Source organism: Pseudomonas sp. Pseusp88, from assembly GCF_047303955.1.
Lineage (GTDB): Bacteria > Pseudomonadota > Gammaproteobacteria > Pseudomonadales > Pseudomonadaceae > Aquipseudomonas.
Genome location: NZ_JBGLYM010000002.1, coordinates 78,376 through 97,287, shown reverse-complemented (window position 1 = coordinate 97,287; position 18,912 = coordinate 78,376). Strand labels below are relative to the sequence as shown.

General features: G+C 58.9%; 16 protein-coding genes. 12 read left to right on the top strand and 4 right to left on the bottom strand.

The window, feature by feature from the left end; all coding sequences use genetic code 11:
• Positions 1-69: 69 nt before the first annotated feature.
• The 7 genes from ACCD02_RS02740 to ACCD02_RS02710 are packed head-to-tail and all read left to right on the top strand — an operon-like array spanning position 70 to position 6,372.
• Positions 70-747 (top strand): thermostable hemolysin, encoded by a 678-nt coding sequence (locus ACCD02_RS02740; protein WP_413298431.1) that lies wholly within the window; start codon positions 70-72, stop codon positions 745-747.
• Positions 737-2,218: an AMP-binding protein gene (locus tag ACCD02_RS02735; protein ID WP_413298429.1), complete on the top strand. Its 1,482-nt coding sequence runs from the start codon at positions 737-739 to the stop codon at positions 2,216-2,218. Before ACCD02_RS02740 ends, ACCD02_RS02735 begins: the two co-directional genes overlap by 11 nt.
• The gene (locus ACCD02_RS02730; protein WP_413298428.1) at positions 2,215-2,904 is read left to right on the top strand and encodes a TenA family transcriptional regulator; all 690 of its coding nucleotides are present in this window, start codon (positions 2,215-2,217) and stop codon (positions 2,902-2,904) included. Before ACCD02_RS02735 ends, ACCD02_RS02730 begins: the two co-directional genes overlap by 4 nt.
• Positions 2,891-3,700, top strand: coding sequence for an SDR family oxidoreductase (locus tag ACCD02_RS02725; RefSeq protein WP_413298427.1), 810 nt, complete (start codon positions 2,891-2,893; stop codon positions 3,698-3,700). Before ACCD02_RS02730 ends, ACCD02_RS02725 begins: the two co-directional genes overlap by 14 nt.
• Positions 3,697-4,338 carry a tetratricopeptide repeat protein gene (locus ACCD02_RS02720; protein ID WP_413298425.1) on the top strand — a complete coding sequence of 214 codons (642 nt, stop codon included), beginning with the start codon at positions 3,697-3,699 and terminating at the stop codon, positions 4,336-4,338. Before ACCD02_RS02725 ends, ACCD02_RS02720 begins: the two co-directional genes overlap by 4 nt.
• 10 nt (positions 4,339-4,348) lie before the next feature.
• Positions 4,349-5,011 carry a response regulator gene (locus tag ACCD02_RS02715; protein WP_413298424.1) on the top strand — a complete coding sequence of 221 codons (663 nt, stop codon included), beginning with the start codon at positions 4,349-4,351 and terminating at the stop codon, positions 5,009-5,011.
• Complete coding sequence (locus tag ACCD02_RS02710; protein WP_413298423.1) at positions 5,008-6,372, top strand: ATP-binding protein; 1,365 nt, start codon at positions 5,008-5,010, stop codon at positions 6,370-6,372. The genes ACCD02_RS02715 and ACCD02_RS02710 overlap by 4 nt, the downstream gene beginning before the upstream one ends.
• Before the next feature lie 164 nt (positions 6,373-6,536).
• On the opposite strand, the gene ACCD02_RS02705 is transcribed toward ACCD02_RS02710, so the two are convergent.
• Both ACCD02_RS02705 and ACCD02_RS02700 read right to left on the bottom strand, forming a co-directional pair.
• Complete coding sequence (locus ACCD02_RS02705; RefSeq protein ID WP_413298422.1) at positions 6,537-7,427, bottom strand: bestrophin family protein; 891 nt, start codon at positions 7,425-7,427, stop codon at positions 6,537-6,539.
• Between the two features lie 110 nt (positions 7,428-7,537).
• Complete coding sequence (locus ACCD02_RS02700) at positions 7,538-9,220, bottom strand: HAD-IIB family hydrolase (RefSeq protein ID WP_413298421.1); 1,683 nt, start codon at positions 9,218-9,220, stop codon at positions 7,538-7,540.
• 442 nt (positions 9,221-9,662) lie between these two features.
• Between ACCD02_RS02700 and ACCD02_RS02695 the strand changes: the two genes are divergently transcribed.
• Positions 9,663-12,461, top strand: a complete 2,799-nt coding sequence (locus ACCD02_RS02695; RefSeq protein ID WP_413298419.1) for a cation-translocating P-type ATPase — start codon at positions 9,663-9,665, stop codon at positions 12,459-12,461.
• 31 nt (positions 12,462-12,492) lie between these two features.
• Here the strand turns inward: ACCD02_RS02695 and ACCD02_RS02690 are convergent, their stop codons facing one another.
• On the bottom strand, positions 12,493-13,416 hold the full coding sequence (locus ACCD02_RS02690; protein ID WP_413298418.1) for a universal stress protein: 924 nt from the start codon (positions 13,414-13,416) through the stop codon (positions 12,493-12,495).
• 254 nt (positions 13,417-13,670) lie between these two features.
• Here ACCD02_RS02690 and ACCD02_RS02685 point away from each other — a divergent pair, with 254 nt between their 5' ends.
• Positions 13,671-14,744 carry an NAD(P)-dependent alcohol dehydrogenase gene (locus ACCD02_RS02685; protein ID WP_413298417.1) on the top strand — a complete coding sequence of 358 codons (1,074 nt, stop codon included), beginning with the start codon at positions 13,671-13,673 and terminating at the stop codon, positions 14,742-14,744.
• Positions 14,745-14,873: 129 nt separating this feature from the next.
• Here ACCD02_RS02685 and ACCD02_RS02680 read toward each other — a convergent pair whose 3' ends face one another.
• Complete coding sequence (locus ACCD02_RS02680) at positions 14,874-15,335, bottom strand: potassium channel family protein (protein WP_413298415.1); 462 nt, start codon at positions 15,333-15,335, stop codon at positions 14,874-14,876.
• A 212-nt stretch (positions 15,336-15,547) separates the two neighbouring features.
• On the opposite strand from ACCD02_RS02680, the gene ACCD02_RS02675 reads away from it, so the two are divergent.
• The 3 genes from ACCD02_RS02675 to ACCD02_RS02665 all read left to right on the top strand — a co-directional run bounded on the left by ACCD02_RS02675 (position 15,548) and on the right by ACCD02_RS02665 (position 18,794).
• Entirely contained in the window at positions 15,548-16,546 is a 999-nt protein-coding gene (locus tag ACCD02_RS02675) for a universal stress protein (RefSeq protein ID WP_413298414.1), read from the top strand.
• A gap of 1 nt (position 16,547) precedes the next feature.
• On the top strand, positions 16,548-17,465 hold the full coding sequence (locus ACCD02_RS02670) for a universal stress protein (RefSeq protein WP_413298412.1): 918 nt from the start codon (positions 16,548-16,550) through the stop codon (positions 17,463-17,465).
• Positions 17,466-17,747: 282 nt separating this feature from the next.
• On the top strand, positions 17,748-18,794 hold the full coding sequence (locus ACCD02_RS02665) for a class I SAM-dependent methyltransferase (protein WP_413298411.1): 1,047 nt from the start codon (positions 17,748-17,750) through the stop codon (positions 18,792-18,794).
• Positions 18,795-18,912: the final 118 nt, after the last annotated feature.

The following is an 18,912-nucleotide window of genomic DNA, read 5'->3' as shown; positions in this document are numbered from 1 at the left end:
ACCTTCAGACTCGGTTAAGAATCCGCGCTGATACTCCTGTCCATTCGCCACTGGGGAGGAGCCTCACCCATGCAGGGTCTGGACTGGAACATCTGTTTACCCTTGAGTTTCGGCAACACCGCAACACCCGCACTTTCACTCGACCGCGCCCTGGTTCAAGAACCGTTGCGCAGCGAGTACGAAGCCTTTATTCAGCATCGCTTTCGCAAAGCCCATAACGCCGAGATTCGTCAGTTCATGCCTGAACTGTTCGGCCTGCATGACGGTACAGGCACGCTCTGTGCGGTAGCGGGTGTTCGCCTGGGCACATCAGGCCCTCTGTTTCTGGAAAACTATCTGGATGAGCCGATCGAGCATGCCATTGAAGCTGTTGCATGCCGACCGGTAGACCGCCAGGGTATCGTCGAGGTGGGCAATCTGGCGGCCAGTAATATTGGCAGCGCACGCCTGAGTATCATCACCATCACCTGGTTGCTCGCCATGGGCGGCCTGGAGTGGGTGGCGTTCACGGGGAATGCCAGCCTGGTCAATAGTTTCAATCGCCTGGGCCTGCGGCCAGTCACGCTGTGCGCTGCCGACTCCATGCGTCTGGGCGAGGAGCGCCACGCCTGGGGCACCTATTACGACAGCCAGCCCAGCGTGCATGTCGGCGACATCCGTTCAGGCTTCCTGCATTTGAGCAGCAGCGGCCTGTTCGAGCGCTTCGGTTTGCCTTTGACACTGGAGCAGACCTGCCATGTCGCCTGAACTGTCTGATTTTCGCCAACGCATTGCCGACCTTGCCATTGAGCAGCCCCATGCCTGGGCGCTCTGGGGTGACGAGCTGAAGCTGGACTATGCAGAGCTCGATGCCGAAATCCGCCTGCGTCAGCAGGTCCTCAAAAGTCTCGATGTCCAGGTCGTTGCCCTGGCGCTTGAGAATGGTCCCGACATGCTGATCTGGGACCTGGCGATTTTATTCGCAGGCCTGACCTGCCTCGCGCTGCCGCCGTTCTTCAGCCCGGCCCAGCGCTTGCATTGCCTGGATCAGAGTCGGGCGGGCCTGGTTATCGCGGCGCCGGAATATGCTGCGGAGCTGGAACAGGCCGGTTTCCAGCTGAATGACGGATTCTGGGTTCGCAGTATTGAGCAGCCCTCTGTGCTCCCCGCAGGAACCGCCAAACTGACCTTTACCTCGGGGACCACCGGGACCCCGAAGGGTGTGTGCCTGAGCGCCGAAAGTGTGTTGTCGGTGGCTCGTGAGCTGTATCGCGCCAGCGAATCGCAACGGCTGGAGCACCATCTCTCGTTGCTGCCCCTGGCCATTTTGCTGGAGAACGTCGGCTGCTATGCGGCGCTTTACGCGGGCGCCATGTTGAGCCTGCCCACTCAACGTACCCTGGGTATCCAGGGCGCCAGTGGCGTGGATATGCCACGGCTGCTTTCCACTCTGGGGACGCGCCGACCACAGAGCATGATTCTGGTGCCGCAGTTGCTGCTGGTGTTGGTCAGCGCCTGTGAGCTCGGGGCATTCGACTCTGCCCAGTTGCGATTCGTCGCAGTGGGCGGCGCCAAAGTCTCCCGCGACCTGCTGCGGCGTGCCGAGGCCGCGGGGATTGCGGTCTACGAGGGCTATGGCCTTTCCGAGTGTGCGTCGGTCGTGGCGCTGAACCGCCCCGGCGCTAACCGTCCGGGCAGCGTTGGCAAGCCGTTGCCCCATGTGCAGATAAGGCTGGCGGATGACGGCGAAGTGCTGATAGCCGGCGCCGGGATGCTCGGTTATCTGGGCGACGATAATGCCGTCCCTGAATGGTGGCCGAGTGGCGATCTGGGTGAGTTCGATGCTGATGGTTATCTGTACCTCAACGGACGCAAAAAGCACCAGTTTGTCACCAGCTACGGTCGCAACGTAAACCCCGAATGGGTCGAGGCCGAGTTGACCCAGCGCGGCCAGATCGGCCAGGCGTTCGTCTACGGCGAAGCCCGGGCGCACAACCACGCGCTGCTCTGGCCGCTGCGTGCAGAAACCACCGATTCGCAAATCGCCGACGCCATCAATCAGGCCAATCAGGCCTTGCCCGACTATGCCCAGGTGCATGGCTGGACACGGCTTGAGGAGCCTTTCAGCACCCATAACGGCATGGCCACGGCGAACGGCCGCCCCAAGCGTGAAGCCATTCTGGCTCACTACCGACATCACTTCATTGAGCCCAAGCAAGCCGAGGATCTTCAATCATGAGCTTTTTCCAGACGTTGCAAGATGCTACCCGTACAGAGCGCGAAACCCTGTTCAACCTGCCCGTCATTCGTCAGGCGCTGGCAGGTCAGGTCACCCTGGGCAGTTATCGCGCGTTTCTGACCCAGGCCTATTACCACGTTCGGCATACAGTGCCGTTAATGATGGCGTGCGGCGCTCGACTGCCCGCTCGCCTTGAATGGCTGCGTGGCGCTGTCTGCGAATACATCGAAGACGAGTATGGGCATGAACAATGGATTCTCAACGACCTGCGTGCCTGCGATGCCGACGCCGATGCCGTACGCGACGGTGCGCCAGGCTTGCCCATCGAGCTGATGGTCGCCTACCTCTATGACCTGATTGCCCGGGGCAACCCGGTGGGTTTGTTCGGCATGGTGAACGTCCTGGAAGGTACCAGCATCGCCCTGGCAACTCATGCCGCTGGCAGTATCCAGCAACGCCTTGGTCTTCCGGCAGAGGCGTTCAGTTACCTGAGTTCCCATGGCAGCCTGGATATCGGCCATATGGAAACCTACCGCAAGCTCATGGATCGTCTCGATGATCCCGATGACCAGGCGGCGGTGATCAAGGCGTCAAAGGTGGTGTACGGGCTATACACTGAAATGTTTCGCCAACTGCCCGTCGCCGATGCCCTGCCCGAGATGGAGGCCGCTCATGCGTCTCTCTGAAGCCCGGGTGGTCTTGACCGGCGCCAGCGGCGGCATTGGTATGGCTATTGCCGAGGCGTTGTGCAGCCATGGCGCGCAGGTGCTCGCGGTGTCCCGGCATCAGGAGCCGCTGCTGCCCTTGCAGGCACAGTTCCCCCATTTGTTGCATTGGGTGAAAGCGGACCTGACTACACACGAAGGTCGCCAGCATGTATTGACGACGGCCCAGGCCATGGGCGGCGTCAACCTGTTGATCAATGCAGCGGGCGTCAACCACTTCGCCATGCTCGAGCAATTGCCCGATCGTGAGATCGACTCAATGCTGAGCATCAACCTGAGTGCGCCCATACAGCTCACCAGCATCATGCTTCCGTTGCTACGCCAGGCAAGCGTTGCCATGGTCGTCAACGTCGGTTCGACCTATGGCTCGATTGGTTACGCCGGCTACGCGACCTACTGCGCCAGCAAGTTTGCCTTGCGCGGTTTTTCCGAGGCCCTGCGCCGAGAGTTGGCTGACACCCGCATCGGTGTGCTCTATGTCGCACCACGTGCCACGCGTACGACGATGAACAGCCCGGCCGCCCGTGCGCTCAACACCGCGCTCAAGAGCAACGAGGACGATCCGCAGACCGTCGCCGCAGCTGTTGTCAGCGCGATTGTCGGTAATCAACGTGAACTGTACCTCGGATGGCCAGAGCGGTTTTTCGTACGCCTCAACGGCCTGCTGCCCGCCGTCGTCGATCGCGGACTGCGCAAACACCTGCCACTCATACGCCGACTGAGCAGCACGCACCTCGAAGAGAAACCAAAACCATGAAAAAAACACTGACAGCGCTACTTGCTATCCTCAGCCTGCCCGTATGGGCGCTGGATGCCCCTGACCAACAGCGTCTGGCCTCCATCCAGCAAGAATGGGCGCACATCCAATATCAACTGCCAGAAGAACAGCGCGTCGGCGCGTTCGAAAAACTCGCGTCACAGTCTTCGGCCTTTACTCAGGAGCGGCCAAATGTCGCTGAAGCCTGGATCTGGTCAGGCATTGTCACCAGCAGTTGGGCTGGCGCTCAAGGTGGACTCGGTGCGCTGGGCAAGGTGAAACAGGCCAAGACTGATCTGGAAAAGGCGCTGGCTCTGGATTCCGGAGCCTTGCAAGGCTCCGCCTACGCCAGCCTTGCCGCGCTCTACGATCGAGTTCCCGGTTGGCCCATAGGGTTTGGCGATGCGGATAAAGCCCAGGGGCTGTTGGAGCAAGCGCTGAAGATTAATCCGGACGGCATTGACCCGCTGTATTTCTGGGGTGACCACTTGTTCCGACAAGGGCACTATGCTCAAGCCAGGCAAGCACTGGAAAAAGCCTTGCAGGCACAGCCCCGCCCTGGCCGGGAAGTGGCCGACACGGGACGCCGCAAGGACATCCAGTTGCTGCTGATCGACGTTAACAAGAAACTTAAATGACGGAGCGTTCATGCGTTTGCTGCTGATCGAAGATGATGTCGCGTTGGGCGAAGGGATTCACCAGGCGTTGATTCGTGAGGGTTACACCGTCGACTGGGTCAAAGACGGGGCCGGCGCCTTGCATGCGTTGTTGAGTGAAGTGTTCGATCTGGCCATTCTCGACCTCGGTCTGCCAAAAGTGGATGGGCTGACAGTGCTGCGCCGACTGCGCGAAAGCGGCTCGGCCTTGCCCATCCTGATTCTTACCGCTCGCGACGCGACCGAGGACCGGATTGCCGGACTGGATGCCGGTGCGGACGACTACCTGATCAAACCTTTCGACCTGTCCGAACTCAAGGCCCGGCTGCGCGCCTTGTTGCGGCGCAGCGCCGGCCGTGCACGGGTGATGATCGAACACGCGGGCATCCGCCTGGACCCCACGACCCAGCAGGTGACCTACAATAACGATCCGGTTCCCCTGACGCCCAAGGAATATCAACTGCTCTACGAACTGCTGTCGCCGCCGGGACGCGTGATGACACGTGAGCGTCTGATCCAGTTGCTGTACGGCTGGAATGAAGAAGCCGAGAGCAACACGCTGGAGGTGCATATCCATCATCTGCGCAAGAAGTTTTCCAGTGACCTGATTCGTACCATTCGCGGCGTCGGCTATCTGGTGGAGGAACGTTCTTGACCTCGATCCGTCGACGTACCCTGACCCTGATCATCGGACTGGTACTCATCGGTTTGCTGATTCTGACGTTGTTCAACGTTCATGACAGCAATCACGAAATCGCAGAAGTCTATGACGCCCAACTCGCAACCAACGCCAGGCTACTGCAGGGAGTCATGCGCATGCCTCTGGCCCGCCAGGAACATGCGCAGTTGTATCAAGCCTTCAATGAGGCGTTGGGGCAGGCCGAACCCCGGGTCGACGGACACCCCTACGAGAGCAAGATCGCTTTCCAGGTATGGGATATGCAGAACAATCTGCTGGTACATACCCCGAGCGCACCGAGCCTGACCCATGCCCCCCGATACTCCGGATTCAGCGACATCGATGACCTGAAAAAGCACCAGTGGCGCACGTTCGTGCTCAAGGACGAGCAACACAATCTGCTGATCTGGGTGGGCGAGCGCGACGACGTTCGCTCGGACCTGGTCAACCGGATCGTACGCCATACCGTGCTGCCCAATCTGATCGGCAGCCTGCTGTTAGTGGCCGCCATCTGGGTGGCTATCGGTTGGGGGCTCAAGCCTCTGGCTGACCTGGCGGCCATCTTGCGAGGTCGTCATCCAGGCTCTCTGGAGCCGCTGCAACTGGCCCCATTGCCCAGCGAACTTGAGCCGATGCAGGCGGCGCTGAACAGACTCCTGGGGCAGATTCAGGAGATATTGAGTCGTGAGCGCCGCTTCATCGCCGATGCGGCCCATGAAATGCGTACGCCGCTCGCTGTCCTTCGGGTACACGCGCAGAACGTATTGGAAGCGCGGAATGAAGAACAACGGCGCCAGTCTTTGAACTACCTGATCGTCGGTGTTGACCGCACCACCCGGTTGGTCAACCAGTTGCTGACCATTGCGCGTCTGGAACCCAACGCCGGAGCAGTGAAGACTACCAGGGCCGATCTGGTCACGGCCGTGCGCGAGAGCCTGGTGCAGATGACCCCCTGGGTCTTGAGCCGAGGGATGGAGTTGTCGTTCGACTGCAATGAACCGTCTCATGCGGTCGAGACCGACTTTCCCGCTATCGACATCGCGCTGCAAAACCTGGTGACCAACGCGGTGAACTTTTCACCTTCCTGCGGGCAGATCAGCGTGGCGTTGCAGTTCACTGAGCACAGTTTTCGCCTCACCGTCGCTGATCAAGGACCGGGGATCGACGAAGCAGAGCGCGAGCGGCTGTTCGAGCGTTTCTACAGCTGTGGAAATGATCAGGGTGTCGGGCTGGGTTTGACCATCGTGCAAACGGTCGCGACGCGGCTGGGAGGGGAAATCAGGTTGGAAAACTCGCCTTCGGGAGGGTTGGTCGCTGCGCTGATAGTGCCAACGTGACTCCCCAAAGAGTCTCATTTCAATTCATCGGCTTGCACTGAGTTTGATGAGTGCGAACCGCCCTGGAGTACCTTGGCCGCTACGGTTTCGAGGCACGGGTCCACGAACGTAGCGGTGATCAAGGATGCTGAGCATGATTTGCTCCGGGGCGATCGGCCAGTCTTTCACCCCATGCGCCCGCCCCCCAGTGCATCCCGTTGCATCGATTGCAGGTTCTTCTCGATGGTTTCGCAGATGCTCTCCATCTGGATCTGGTGTTCACTGGAGTGAAACGGACTTTGCAAGTCGGTGCCAATGCGTTCGATGGCCAGCAGCATGAAGCCGACCACGGTGGAGGCGAGCGGGGTGAACCAGCCCAGGGATTCTACAAGGCCCACCGGCACGATCAGGCAGAACAGGGAAATGAACAGTCGCGGAAAGTACACGTAGGGGTAGGGCAGCGGTGTATTGGCGATCCGCTCCATGCCACCCTGAGCGTTGGACAGCTCGACCATGGTCGACTCCAGCCGCGCCAGGCGGATGCTGTCCAGGCTGCCGGCCTTGTATTGCTGGGCCAGCAGGGCGGCTGAGCCGTTAAGAATATCGTTGGCGAAGTTATTGGTTGCGCCGTTGCGCGCGAACTCGTCGGAGGGAATGAATGCCCGGATTTCCTCCGGGCAAGGCTGGCCTTTGAGATGTGCCGCCAGGCAATTGATATAGGCCACATGGCGACGCAGCAACGTGGACTTCACCGGATTCACTTCAGTGCCGTGATCATCCAGCAGGGTCAACACCTGGCGGGCAAAACTGCGCGAGTTATTGACCATCGCCCCCCATAGCGTCCGCGCCTCCCACCAGCGGTTGTAGGCGCTGCTGTTGCGAAAACTGATCAGCACCACCAGCGCCGAACCCAGCAGGGTCAGGGGCATCAGCGGCAGGTTGATCTTGGTGTTGAGCACCAGCATGAAATCCACGGTGACGGCGATATCCCAGAGCAAGAGCCAGAATAGCGCCCAGCCGACGTAGCCCATGGTCTTGATGATCAGCCGGTATTTTTTGACGATGGCAGCTTTCAAACGGAAACCTCTCGATGAGCAAAAGCACAGATGCTCTGGATCGGACGCCGTTTGTCGGCGAAAGGTTCGCTGTGAGCTGCAATTGCGCCGTTGATCCCAGGGAGTGCGGGCTATTGAAGGTGGTAGCGCGACTGCACCAGGCGCACGATCCGCTGCAGGGCGTCCTGCGGCAGCAGCGTTTTATCTGCTTCAACGAGGCGGGTTCTGTTGGCGAGTACATCATCCCGAATGACCAGGCGGAACCAGTTGGAGAAATCTCCGGCATTCATGTGCTCGCGCAGGGCGTGTTCGTTGAGCCGGGTCGCCGCAGATACAAACTCAGTGAGGTTGCAGGCGTGTTGCTCAAGCGCGGGAAAATAGAAGGCGTGCCATGCGCCCACATCCCCTGAGACGTATTTGCCGCTATGCCGGTGATGTTGCTGATGGGGTTGTACCTGCTCAAGCAGCACAACCCCTTCGGTATCCCGCACGTTCCACAGGCAGGCATATTCGCGGCTGGGCAAGCGGCCGGGAAACTCTGGGCATTCGCGTTGCCTGTTCCGGGCAAACCGCTCGATCAGCTCCCTGGCCGTGCTGCCGAGCGTCACCAGTACATCGACGTCGTCCAGCAATGCAGGGCAAACCTGATCAAAATCCAGTGCAACAATGATGGCGCCTATGTTGCCGAGAAACCCCGGCGGCCAGACAGCACAGTGGGGGAGCATATAGTGGGCTTCGTCCACCACCAACCAGTAGGGGCGTCCCGAGGAGTGACGAAGCCTCTGGATAAACGGCAGCAAATCGCCGAACAATTGCACCCGGGCCGGGGGATCCAGTGCAAGAGAGCTGACCACTACATTCAGTTGCGCCTGTAAAAGATGGTGCACCGATTCTTCCGTCGTCGGAGGAACAGTCAGCCCTCCAATGGTCACTGCATCTTCCAGGGTCAGGTAGTCCCCCTCGGGATCGATGACACAGAACCCCTGGCGCGCTTCAACCATGCGTTCTGTCAGCCAGGTGACGTAGCTGGATTTTCCGGCACCCGAGTTACCCACTACCAGCAATACGGACTCCGGGGGCAACCACATCTTGCGCGCATTGCTGGTCTGGCCCAGGCACATGCCGATCCGCTCGACGGGAACCAGCGCGGCGTCCTTGAGCAACAACAGGTCCACCAACTCACAGACGCCTCGGCCATGATCAAGGCTCAGGAGCACGTCGGCACTGGCTTTGATGGACTCGATGGCATTGTTTACTGGGGCTGAGCAGCCGCAGATCGATAGAAAGGAATGATCGTTTTCTGCATCACCCACACCGACCACGTTCAACTCGCTGATACCCAGTTTGCGCAAACCCGCGCTGAGGCCGGATGCCTTGTTCACGCCGGGCGGCAAGACCATGATCGCGTCCTTGTTGAACGTGATCTGAAGTTCAAAACCCAGCTCCCGAATAGTGTTGACTACGGCCTCTTCGAATGGATGCCAAGTGGCGATTACGGAGCGACCGACTGACAGGGGCGAGACCCCCTTATCGCGCAGGCGGCTGACCAGGTCGATCGACGCCGCGTCGGCAATGAGTTCTTCGCAGTTCTCCTGAGGGTCGTACAGGAGCGCGCCATTTTCTGCGACCACCACATCGAACAGATCAAGTTGCGGAAAATGATGTTTAAGCGCCTGTAACTCCCTGCCGGTCACCAAGAGCAACTTGCGGCCACTTTTTTTAAGGGCGGTGAGTGCCGCGTGGACTTGTGGCGGAACGCTGCCGTTTTCGGCAATGGTCCCGTCGTAGTCCACCGCCAGGGCTAAGAAGTGCATGCTCGCTCCATTACAGGCTCAGTTGAGTCCTGCTGTCGTGCAGGAAAATGGATTGTTGTCGTCACACAGATCCGCCGCTGCCCTCACGCGGTATTCATGCCGTGGAGGTGGGCCAGAGGCCAGCAGTGGCCCGGATGGCGGTGGGCAGCGCCATTGAATAAGTGTTTAAGCCAGAATACGTTGAGATTTATCAGAGTTCCTGGAAGCACGGGGTTAACGCTGTTGCCGTTGGCTCATCCGCTCTTTAATGCCTGGCGTGTTTGGGTGATGTTGATGTAGGTCAGACGACTGGAAACAAGCAGGGGGATTATTGGGCCCTGCGGATGCAGAATGCCGGGCGGTTCGGATCTTTCACCAGGCTACTTCATCATCGCCCGTTGCACTCATCTTCACGATCCACCCCTCCTATCGACCAGCCTGGTCTGCTCAAGGGTATTTGCTCATGGTCATCCGTTTTACCCCAAAGGTTAACGCCCCAAGTGACAACTGCCCAGGCAATCCTCCACTGGATCATACCCCGCAAAACTGGTCGGTCCTGTCGATTGAACAGGCCGCTCGACTGTTGAAATCAGATCTCGCGCTCGGCCTTACGGGAAGTGAATCGGACCAACGCCTGCGGTGCTGGGGTATTAACCATCTCAGGCGTCACCCGGGCCGACCGGTGCTCACGATCGCTCTGGATCAATTCAGGAGCCTTATCGTGGTGTTGCTGCTGGTTGCCACGATATTGGCTTATTACATGGATGGCGTCCTGGAAGCCATGATGATTTTGGTCGTGATCCTGCTCAACGCGGCGATCGGCTTTTTCACTGAATGGCAGGCTCAAAGAGCGTTAATCAGTCTTGAACAGCAGGATATTCGTTTGTGTCGAGTTATCCGCAATGGCACGCAGCAGCGAATTGCCACCGTCCATTTGGTGTCGGGCGATCTGGTCATACTTGAAGCGGGTGATCGTATACCCGCTGACGGCCGGATCCTGGAGAGCCATGGTCTGCAGGTCGATGAGTCTGCGTTGACCGGGGAATCAATTGGCGTCGAAAAGGTATCTGAACCACTGCCGCAGTCTACGACTTCCCTTGGGGACCTCATCAATATGGGGTTCATGGGAACGCTTATCGACCGCGGGCATGGCCGTATGCTGGTGACGGCAACCGGTGCCCGGACCGAGCTCGGCAAAATTGGCGGGCTTATCAATGAAGCCAGCAAACGCGAGAGTCCACTGGAAGGGCGGCTGCAGCGCCTGGGCGCCAACCTGGCGGGTATCGTGGTAGTGCTGTGCGCGGTGATGGTCGTCGCCGGAATGCTCCGCGCAATGCCGTTCTTGCAGATGTTACAGATCGCCTTGTCACTCGCGATCGCGGCTGTACCCGAAGGTTTGCTGGCGGTTTCTACCATGACGTTGGCCATCGGTATGCAGCGCATGGCCAGGCAGGGAGTTCTGATCCGCAATCTGGCGGCGGTGGAAACACTGGGAGCTGCCACAGTCATTTGCACCGACAAGACCGGCACGCTGACGCGCAACGAAATGACAGTCGAAAAGCTCGTGGTGGATGATCGAACCCTGAGCGTCAGCGGCAATGGCTACAAGGTGCAGGGCAGCTTTTCAGAATCTGCAGGTGTCGTGGATGTGCACGCAGACGAGTCGGTGATCAAGCTCTTGCAGATCGGCGCATTGTGTAACGACGCCAGAGTCACGCATACAACCGAGAAGGACGTCATATTGGGCGATCCGACCGAGGCCGCATTAATCGTATTGGCGGAAAAAGCGGGGATTGACCTGCCGACGCTCAACAACCGATATCCACGAGTTTGCGAAATCCCGTTTTCCACCGAAAAAAAATGGATGATGACGGAACATGGCCTGCAGGGCCTGCCACCTGTCGGTTTCGCCAAAGGGGCGCCATTACGTATCCTGGGACTTTGCAAGGAAGAGGCCTGGCAAGGCGGTATCAGGCCCTTGACTGCCGAGCGCAGGCATTGGTGGGAGGATGCAAATACACGTCTGGCAAACGAGTCATTGCGCGTCCTTGGCTTTTGCTGTCGCGAGGGGCGCCCGCAAGCGCTGTGTGGTGATGTGGAAACCCATTGGGTATTTGCCGGGCTGGTCGGCATGATTGATCCACTGCGCAGCGAAGCGCACTCGGCAATCACTCGCTGTCGCGAAGCCGGAATCGCAACGATCATGATTACAGGTGATCAGGTGGCAACCGCACGGGGCATCGCCCGCCGGCTCGGGATTGATCGCGCCACCGATGGTTCTACCCTGGAAACCGTTCATGCCCAGGCGCTCGCGCAGTCGGATCCAGATCTATTCAACACTCGTCTGGCCCGCATCGCAGTGTTTGCCCGCGCAGAACCCAGGCACAAGCTTGAAATCGTCAGAGGCTTGCAGCAATCAGGGCATGTGGTCGCTATGACCGGCGACGGTGTCAACGACGCCCCAGCGTTGAGGCAGGCCGATATCGGTATCGCCATGGGCAGCAGCGGTACTGACGTTGCCCGACAAAGTGCCGATATGGTCATAACGGACGATAACTTTGTCAGCATCGTTCATGCCGTAGAACAGGGGAGGGTGCTTTACGCCAACATCATCCATTTTGTTCACTATTTATTGTCGTGCAATTTTGCTGAGCTGCTGACGGTATTTCTGGCAATCATGTTTGGCTGGCCGCTGCCATTGGCGCCACTGCAGATTCTCTGGCTGAACATGGTTACTGATATCTTTCCGGCGTTGGGCCTGGCATTGGAGCCTCGGGCACCCGGAATCATGAAATGCCGCCCTCGATCGCCGGATTCGGCGCTTCTGACGCCCATGTTGATGCTGGTTATCGCGTGGCAGGGGTTGTTGCTTGCGATCACCACGCTGGTGGCTTTTTACATCGGTCTGCAATGGTACCCGGAACATGTCGAACATGCGGCCACCATGGCGTTTATGACCCTGGCATTCGTCCAGATCTTCCATGCCCTGAACGTACGCTCAAGGCGCCGATCGGCATTGACCCGCAGCTTTGCCACCAACAAGTGGTTGTGGAGCGCAATGGCAGCGTGCATGGGACTGCAACTGCTGACCGTGAGTGTGCCTGCTCTGCGTGTGGTGCTGGGAACGACAGCACTGCAAATCGAGGACTGGGCGGTGATACTCGGCTGTTCAGTAGTGCCCGTTGCTGTTGTCGAGCTGACCAAGCTGACCTGTGCATGGACACGCAGGAAGGCTGGCGCCACGACAGGCAGGCAGCCATGAACTGGCATGATTTGCTGCATTAGCGCAAGTCTCAGGCCATCGGTTCCGGCGCCAGTACCCAAAGGCTGCAAGGCATTTCGTACAGCAGACTCTCCACTGTGCTGCCGACCAGATGGTCTTGATCACCGTGCCCGACACGCCCCATGACGATGACGTCAATATCGTAGGCCGATGCATAACTGCTTAACACCTTGGTCGGCGTGCCCATGATCATGTGGCGTTGCTCCGGGGGGATGCCATTGCGGTCGGCCAGTTCGTTGAATGCATCACTCTGAGCCTCAAACAGTGTCCTGGCTGTTTTTGAGGAAAAGAACGGCGAGCCATTGTCGAAGCCGAACTCCATTGCACTGATCGAGGAGAGGTCATGGGCGTAAATTACATGGATCGTGGCGTTGCAGGCGCTTGCCAGTTTCACCGCCTCATGCAGGATCCGGTCATTCAAATCCTGATAACGCCCATCGCGATGGAAGGGGTCGACGGCTGCCATTATCCGGCGTGGCAAGGCATGCTTGGCATCACCGACGAAATGCAGCGGAGTGGGACATTTGCGTAATAGTTGAATATCCAGAGGGGTAAAGATCAGACGCGACAGTTGCGAGTGGTACTCGATCGACTTGAGCAACCCCGTCATGGGTTGTTCTTGCAGGTGGATCAGGATCTCATCCAGCGGGTTATCGACCCAGACCACTTCAGTGGTCACGCTCAGGCCTTGTTCGCGAAGCAGGCTGGCGCGCTGTTCCAGCCATTGACGATGGCGCTCGACATAGTTCTTCCCGAGCACTTCCCGGATCTGCTCGTTGACCAGGTCAGCGGTGACCAAGCCTTCAAGGTAATCGAACGCAACGATATGCAGCGCAGCGTCATGGGCTTTTGCCAGGGCGGCGGCTCTATCGAATATCGCGTTGTCTTGCATTCGCGATGGGGTGATGAGCATGAAGCGGGGTTGCTCGGACATGACAGGAATCCCCTCAGGGTGGCGTGGCATTGTTGTTGGCGGTATCGGCTCGCCATGGACTTGATGCTGCGGCTTTTGCCTGCCATTAACTTGATTTGAATCAGATCCGGGCCACGACCGACTGCCGCTCCGACGTGCGGTGAGGATTGCGGCGACCAATGCACGAATCCTTGACAAGGATCAAGCGAGTCAGCCCGGCCCAGGTCAGGCTGAAGGCTGATCGGAATGTTCCGGCGTACCTGTCGAGGACCATCATGGCCAGCATGAAAGCGGCGATCTTCGTCGAAAAAAATCGCATTGTTCTGGAAGACAAACCCATCCCCGAAATTGGCCCGCAAGATGCCCTGGTGCGCATCACCACGACCACCATCTGCGGGACAGACGTTCACATATTGCGAGGTGAATACCCGGTTGCCAGGGGCCTGACCGTAGGTCATGAACCGGTCGGCGTGATTGAGCGGCTCGGTTCGCAGGTACAGGGCTTCTATGAAGGGCAGCGAGTGATTGCTGGCGCCATCACGCCCAGCGGCCACAGTTATGCCTGCCTGTGCGGTTGCGGGTCCCAGGATGGACCGGACACTGCCCACGGCTTTCGTGCCATCGGCGGCTGGAAGTTCGGCAATACCATCGATGGTTGTCAGGCCGAGTTCGTCCGGGTGCCGGATGCGATGGCCAATCTGTGTCCGATTCCTGCTGGTCTCAGCGACGAGCAAGTGCTGATGTGTCCCGACATCATGTCCACCGGGTTTTCCGGTGCCGAGCGCGGCGGCGTGCAGATCGGTGACACGGTGGCGGTGTTCGCGTTGGGCCCTATCGGCTTGTGCGCGGTGGCTGGCGCTCGTCTGAAAGGCGCCTCATGCATCATTGGCGTGGATACGGTGGCGAGCCGCATGACTGTCGCCCGGCGTTTGGGCGCAACCCATGTCGTCGACTTCAAGAACGGCGATGTGGTGGAGCAAATCCTGGCGCTGACCGATGGGCGTGGCGTCGACGTCGCCATCGAAGCGCTGGGTACCCAAGCCACGTTCGAGTCGGCGTTGCGGGTTTTACGCCCCGGCGGCCGACTGTCCAGCCTTGGCGTGTACTCCACGGACCTGCACATTCCATTGCAAGCATTCGCGGCAGGCTTGGGCGACGTCAGCATCGTCACGACGCTGTGCCCCGGCGGCAAGGAGCGGATGCGGCGGTTAATGGCGGTTGTCGGCGGCGGTGCCGTCGATTTGTCAGCGCTGGTGACCCATCGTTTCAGGCTTGACGATATCGAGGCGGCATACGACCTGTTCGCTCATCAGCGAGATGGCGTGATGAAGGTCGCCATTACACCTTGATGGCAATCGGTGGTGACGTGCTCGTGCCGGGCGCGGCCAGACGTTCCAGCTGGCAGAAATGGGCAGGGCAGACTTCTCCGTCTTTCAGGGCGGCATGACGCTATGCGCAGGGAGATCAGGTCAAGGGATCTACGGCTTTTTGTGGCCGGGGGCGGGGGTATTGGATTCCTGGAAGCTCCAGTACTTCTGCATCTCGATGAACAGGAAAGAGGCTGTCCAGGTAATTAACACCAGGCCGGTCAGGGCTTCTAGCCCGGTGAGGAACTTGAGTGGGCCAATGGGTGAGATGTCGCCAAAGCCTATGGTGGTGTAGGTGGTAAAGGAGAAATACACCGAATCCAGGAAGCTGCCGTCAAAATTGCCGGTCAGGCTGCCCAGCGTATTGCTGCGGGTCATCAAGTAGTAGCCCAGCGCGAATACCCAGACCTCAATGGCATGGGCCGCCAGCGCGCCCAGCACGCCGAAGACAATTCTGAACCGATGCCAGATCCTGAGCCTGGGCAAGAGCAGGTTCAGGCGCATCAGGCATTCATAGTGAATGATCACAACGGTGATGATGATCAGCGTATTGATCAGGGTAACAAGGACCATGGACAAGGCTCCGCTTGGCGGCTATTGACAGATGTTGAGGCGGCTCAGGGCTGATTATGACCCCAATCCTGGTGGCCGCCCTGACCAGACGCAGTTTTCTGATTTAGATCAGATTCGTCTGCCGCGATCCATTCACACTGCTGACAGTCCCTTATCTGCGCTATGGCACTCAGTGCCTGCGACGGCCATCCGGGGTGGTGAGCGAGGTCGCCATGAACGAGTCATCGGAATTTTTGTTGATCGCTTCATCAATGATGCAGCGTACTCCGGCTTTTGATCGCGCTGTTGCGTTGGCCAAGGCCTACGGTGCGCCGCTACGGATTGTCGCGCTGGACTATTTCCAGGCCTTGGAGGTCATGGGCATTTTCGACCACTCGGCCCTGAGCCTGTTGCGTGACGGCTATTTACAAGCCCATGGTCAATGGTTGGAGCAGCAGGTCGCGCAAGAACGTGCCAAGGGTCTTGAGTGCAAGGTAGAGGTGTTGTGGACGGACAGTTGCTTCGAGGCAATCATTGCCTGTGTCCGGGCGGCTCGCCCGCAAATGCTGATCAAGGATGTACATCATGAGCCGCTCTTTGCCCGGCTATTTTCTACGCCCCTGGACTGGCATTTACTGCGTGATTGCCTGTGTCCGGTGCAGCTTGTCACCGGAGGCCATTCGCCTTTGCCGCGCAAGGTACTGGTGGCCGTCAACCTTTATCGTTATGAAGACGCTGACCTCAAGTTTAACGACAGGTTGATCGAGACGGCGTCGCGCATTGCGAGGCAATGCGGTGGCAGCGTTCATGTGTTGTACAGCTATGACTGGTCAGTGTTCTACGCCACCAATGTGACTCTGCTCGGCGCCTTGCCGGTCGAGACGGGCTTTCATGAGGCGCTGGGCGAGGCCCATGCCGAGGCTTTTGCATCTCTATGCGATCGTCATGCGATCCCGGCCGAATGCTGCCATTTCCTGGTCGGCACGCCACAACCGACCATCAGTGCCTTTGCTCGTGAGCAAGACATCGACTTGCTCGTCATGGGCAGTCTGCCAAGGACCCGCCTGGAAAAAGTCATCGGCAATACTGCCGAATCGTTGCTGATTCACTCGCCTTGCAGTGTGTTGATCATCAAGCCCGGCGACGACCCGGACGAGTCCTGCGCCCTGTCTTCCGCCAATCTACAGCCACGCGCAGCTCAGGTCTGCGCACATAGCCCCAAGGAGGTGTGAAATGCCCGAAGCTGAACGTTTGATGCTGATCGCGTCGCCGTTGCTGGAAAGAACTGCGGCGTTCGACCGCGCCCTGGCGTTGGCCAAGGCACAGGGCGTTGCCTTGCACGTCGTCGCGTTTGACTATGTGGAAGCGCTGGCTACGGCCGGGCTTGTCAACGAGCAGGCACTGCGTGAAATCAAGGATGGGTATCTGGACCGTCATCGCGAGTGGCTGGAACAGCAGGCCGTAGCAATGCGTCACTCCGGTGTTCAGGTAACCCAGGAAGTGATTTGGGTGAGGCGTCCGCTTGACGAAATCATGGAGCACATCCGTGAAATGAAGCCCTCACTGGTCATCAAGGATCTTGAGCATCAATCGTGGCTGTCCCGTGCGATGTTCACCTCGCTCGATGAGCACCTGCTGCGCGATTGCCCGATATCCCTGCATCTGGTCGCCCGAATGACCCACGCCATTCCGCGCAAGATCCTGGCAGCGGTCGACCCTTTTCGCCTTGAAGAGCAACATGACGGCCTGAACGACAGAATTATCGCCACGGCGGAAAAACTGGCACAGCAGTGCAACGCAGACCTGCACCTGCTGTACGCCTATGACCTGTCCGGTGTTTTCGGCTGGGACAGTGACATGGCATTTTCCTCTGAAGCCCATGCGCAGATCTACGATCTGGACAAGGATGCTTTTGATCGGCTCGCAGCCCGTTTCGGAGTGCCTGCCGATCGCAAACATTTGTTGATGGGCAATCCGGCCAAGGTGATCGAAGCCTTCTCCCGTGCCCACGGTTTTGACGTGATCGTGATGGGCACTGTGCACCGCAGTGCGATGAGCAAATGGCTGGGCAGCACCACTGAGCAGGTGGCTCATCATCTGCAAACCAGCCTGCTGACGGTCAGCCCTCGTGCTGACAGGCCCAAAGAGTAGACGGGCGAAACGCCGGATTTCTTGACCAGGCCGGCGCGGCAATGGTTTTTCCCGTCGGCTGCACGCTTTATGCATTACGCAAACGACTGTGTGGTGAGCGGACTGAGTGTATCGCCCGACCAAGGACTAGACTCAATCAAGTCCCGCCTATGGGGTGGGAACGGGTTTGCCTGCGCGCTGCTGCGTCGGGCATCAACGTGGTTTATTCACCCGACCACCGCCAACAGTTGTCAGGTTCTCTACGCCCGTGCCGACGGTGGCCTTCTCAAAGGAGGTTATACAATGGACGAGGCGAAACTTCATGAGTTCATGGGCAGGCTGGTGTCCGATATGGGTGCCGCAGGCATGCTGGCCAATATCATGCTTGGCGATGAACTGGGGCTGTACAAGGCCATGGCTGACAGCCAGCCCGTCACCCCCGAAGCCCTGGCTCGCAAGACCGGCTGCAATGCCCGACTGCTTCGCGAATGGCTCAGCGCCCATGTGGCATCAGGCTATATGGAGCATCGCGAGGGGCAGTTCGTGTTGCCCGAGGAGCAGGCCCTGGCTCTGGGCATCGAGGATTCACCGGTCTATGCCGCCGGTGGTGTCATGGTGGTGGCATCGATGTTTCACGACAAGGACAAGCTGGTTACGGCCATGCGCGGTGATGGCGCTCTGGCCTGGGGCGATCACCATCCCTGCATGTTCAGCGGTACCGAGCGCTTTTTTCGGCCGGGGTACAAAGCCTATCTGGTGGACCAATGGCTACCGGCGCTGGACGGGGTCGTCGACAAGCTCAAGGCCGGTGCGAAGGTGGCCGATATCGGCTGCGGACACGGGGCTTCAACCATCGTGATGGCCAAGGCTTTTCCTGCGTCGAATTTTGTCGGTATCGACTATCACGCACCGTCCATCGTCACCGCCACTCAGCGTGCCAAAGAAGGCGGCGTCAGTGAGCGAGTCCGTTTTGTCGAAGGCACCGCCAAGAACTTCCCCGACAAGGATTACGATCTGATCTGCTACTTCGACTGTCTGCACGATATGGGCGACCCGGTTGGCGCGGCGAAACATGCTTATCAGGCACTGAAGGCCGATGGCACGGTTTTGCTGGTGGAGCCTTTTGCCAGCGACACCCTCGACGCCAACATCAACCCGGTGGGACGGCTGTTCTATGCCGCATCGACCTTTATCTGCACACCCAATTCGCTGTCGCAGGAAGTAGGACTGGGATTGGGAGCGCAGGCTGGGGAGGCGCGGCTGAGAAATGTCTTTGCCGAGGCGGGCTTCAAACACTTTCGGCGGGCCACCGAGACCCCCTTCAATCTGATTCTGGAGGCGCGTAAATAATCTTGTGATTGCATGACTGGCCCGGTGCAGTGCAGGTGTGTTGCCTGTCCTGTCCGGGCTTGAAGGGTCATGATTCAACTCTTCTACCTCTCAATCTTCTGGTGTACACCGTCTGCTC

Bases quoted from the DNA above. Each gene is read 5' to 3' on its own strand.
- ACCD02_RS02735 (WP_413298429.1), top strand. From the start codon at position 737: ATGTCGCCTGAACTGTCTGATTTTCGCCAACGCATTGCCGACCTTGCC.
- ACCD02_RS02715 (WP_413298424.1), top strand. From the start codon at position 4,349: ATGCGTTTGCTGCTGATCGAAGATGATGTCGCGTTGGGCGAAGGGATT.
- ACCD02_RS02720 (WP_413298425.1), top strand. From the start codon at position 3,697: ATGAAAAAAACACTGACAGCGCTACTTGCTATCCTCAGCCTGCCCGTA.
- ACCD02_RS02675 (WP_413298414.1), top strand. From the start codon at position 15,548: ATGAACGAGTCATCGGAATTTTTGTTGATCGCTTCATCAATGATGCAG.
- ACCD02_RS02685 (WP_413298417.1), top strand. From the start codon at position 13,671: ATGGCCAGCATGAAAGCGGCGATCTTCGTCGAAAAAAATCGCATTGTT.
- ACCD02_RS02725 (WP_413298427.1), top strand. From the start codon at position 2,891: ATGCGTCTCTCTGAAGCCCGGGTGGTCTTGACCGGCGCCAGCGGCGGC.
- ACCD02_RS02680 (WP_413298415.1), bottom strand. From the start codon at position 15,335: ATGGTCCTTGTTACCCTGATCAATACGCTGATCATCATCACCGTTGTG.
- ACCD02_RS02730 (WP_413298428.1), top strand. From the start codon at position 2,215: ATGAGCTTTTTCCAGACGTTGCAAGATGCTACCCGTACAGAGCGCGAA.
- ACCD02_RS02700 (WP_413298421.1), bottom strand. From the start codon at position 9,220: ATGCACTTCTTAGCCCTGGCGGTGGACTACGACGGGACCATTGCCGAA.
- ACCD02_RS02670 (WP_413298412.1), top strand. From the start codon at position 16,548: ATGCCCGAAGCTGAACGTTTGATGCTGATCGCGTCGCCGTTGCTGGAA.
- ACCD02_RS02740 (WP_413298431.1), top strand. From the start codon at position 70: ATGCAGGGTCTGGACTGGAACATCTGTTTACCCTTGAGTTTCGGCAAC.
- ACCD02_RS02665 (WP_413298411.1), top strand. From the start codon at position 17,748: ATGGACGAGGCGAAACTTCATGAGTTCATGGGCAGGCTGGTGTCCGAT.
- ACCD02_RS02695 (WP_413298419.1), top strand. From the start codon at position 9,663: ATGGTCATCCGTTTTACCCCAAAGGTTAACGCCCCAAGTGACAACTGC.
- ACCD02_RS02690 (WP_413298418.1), bottom strand. From the start codon at position 13,416: ATGTCCGAGCAACCCCGCTTCATGCTCATCACCCCATCGCGAATGCAA.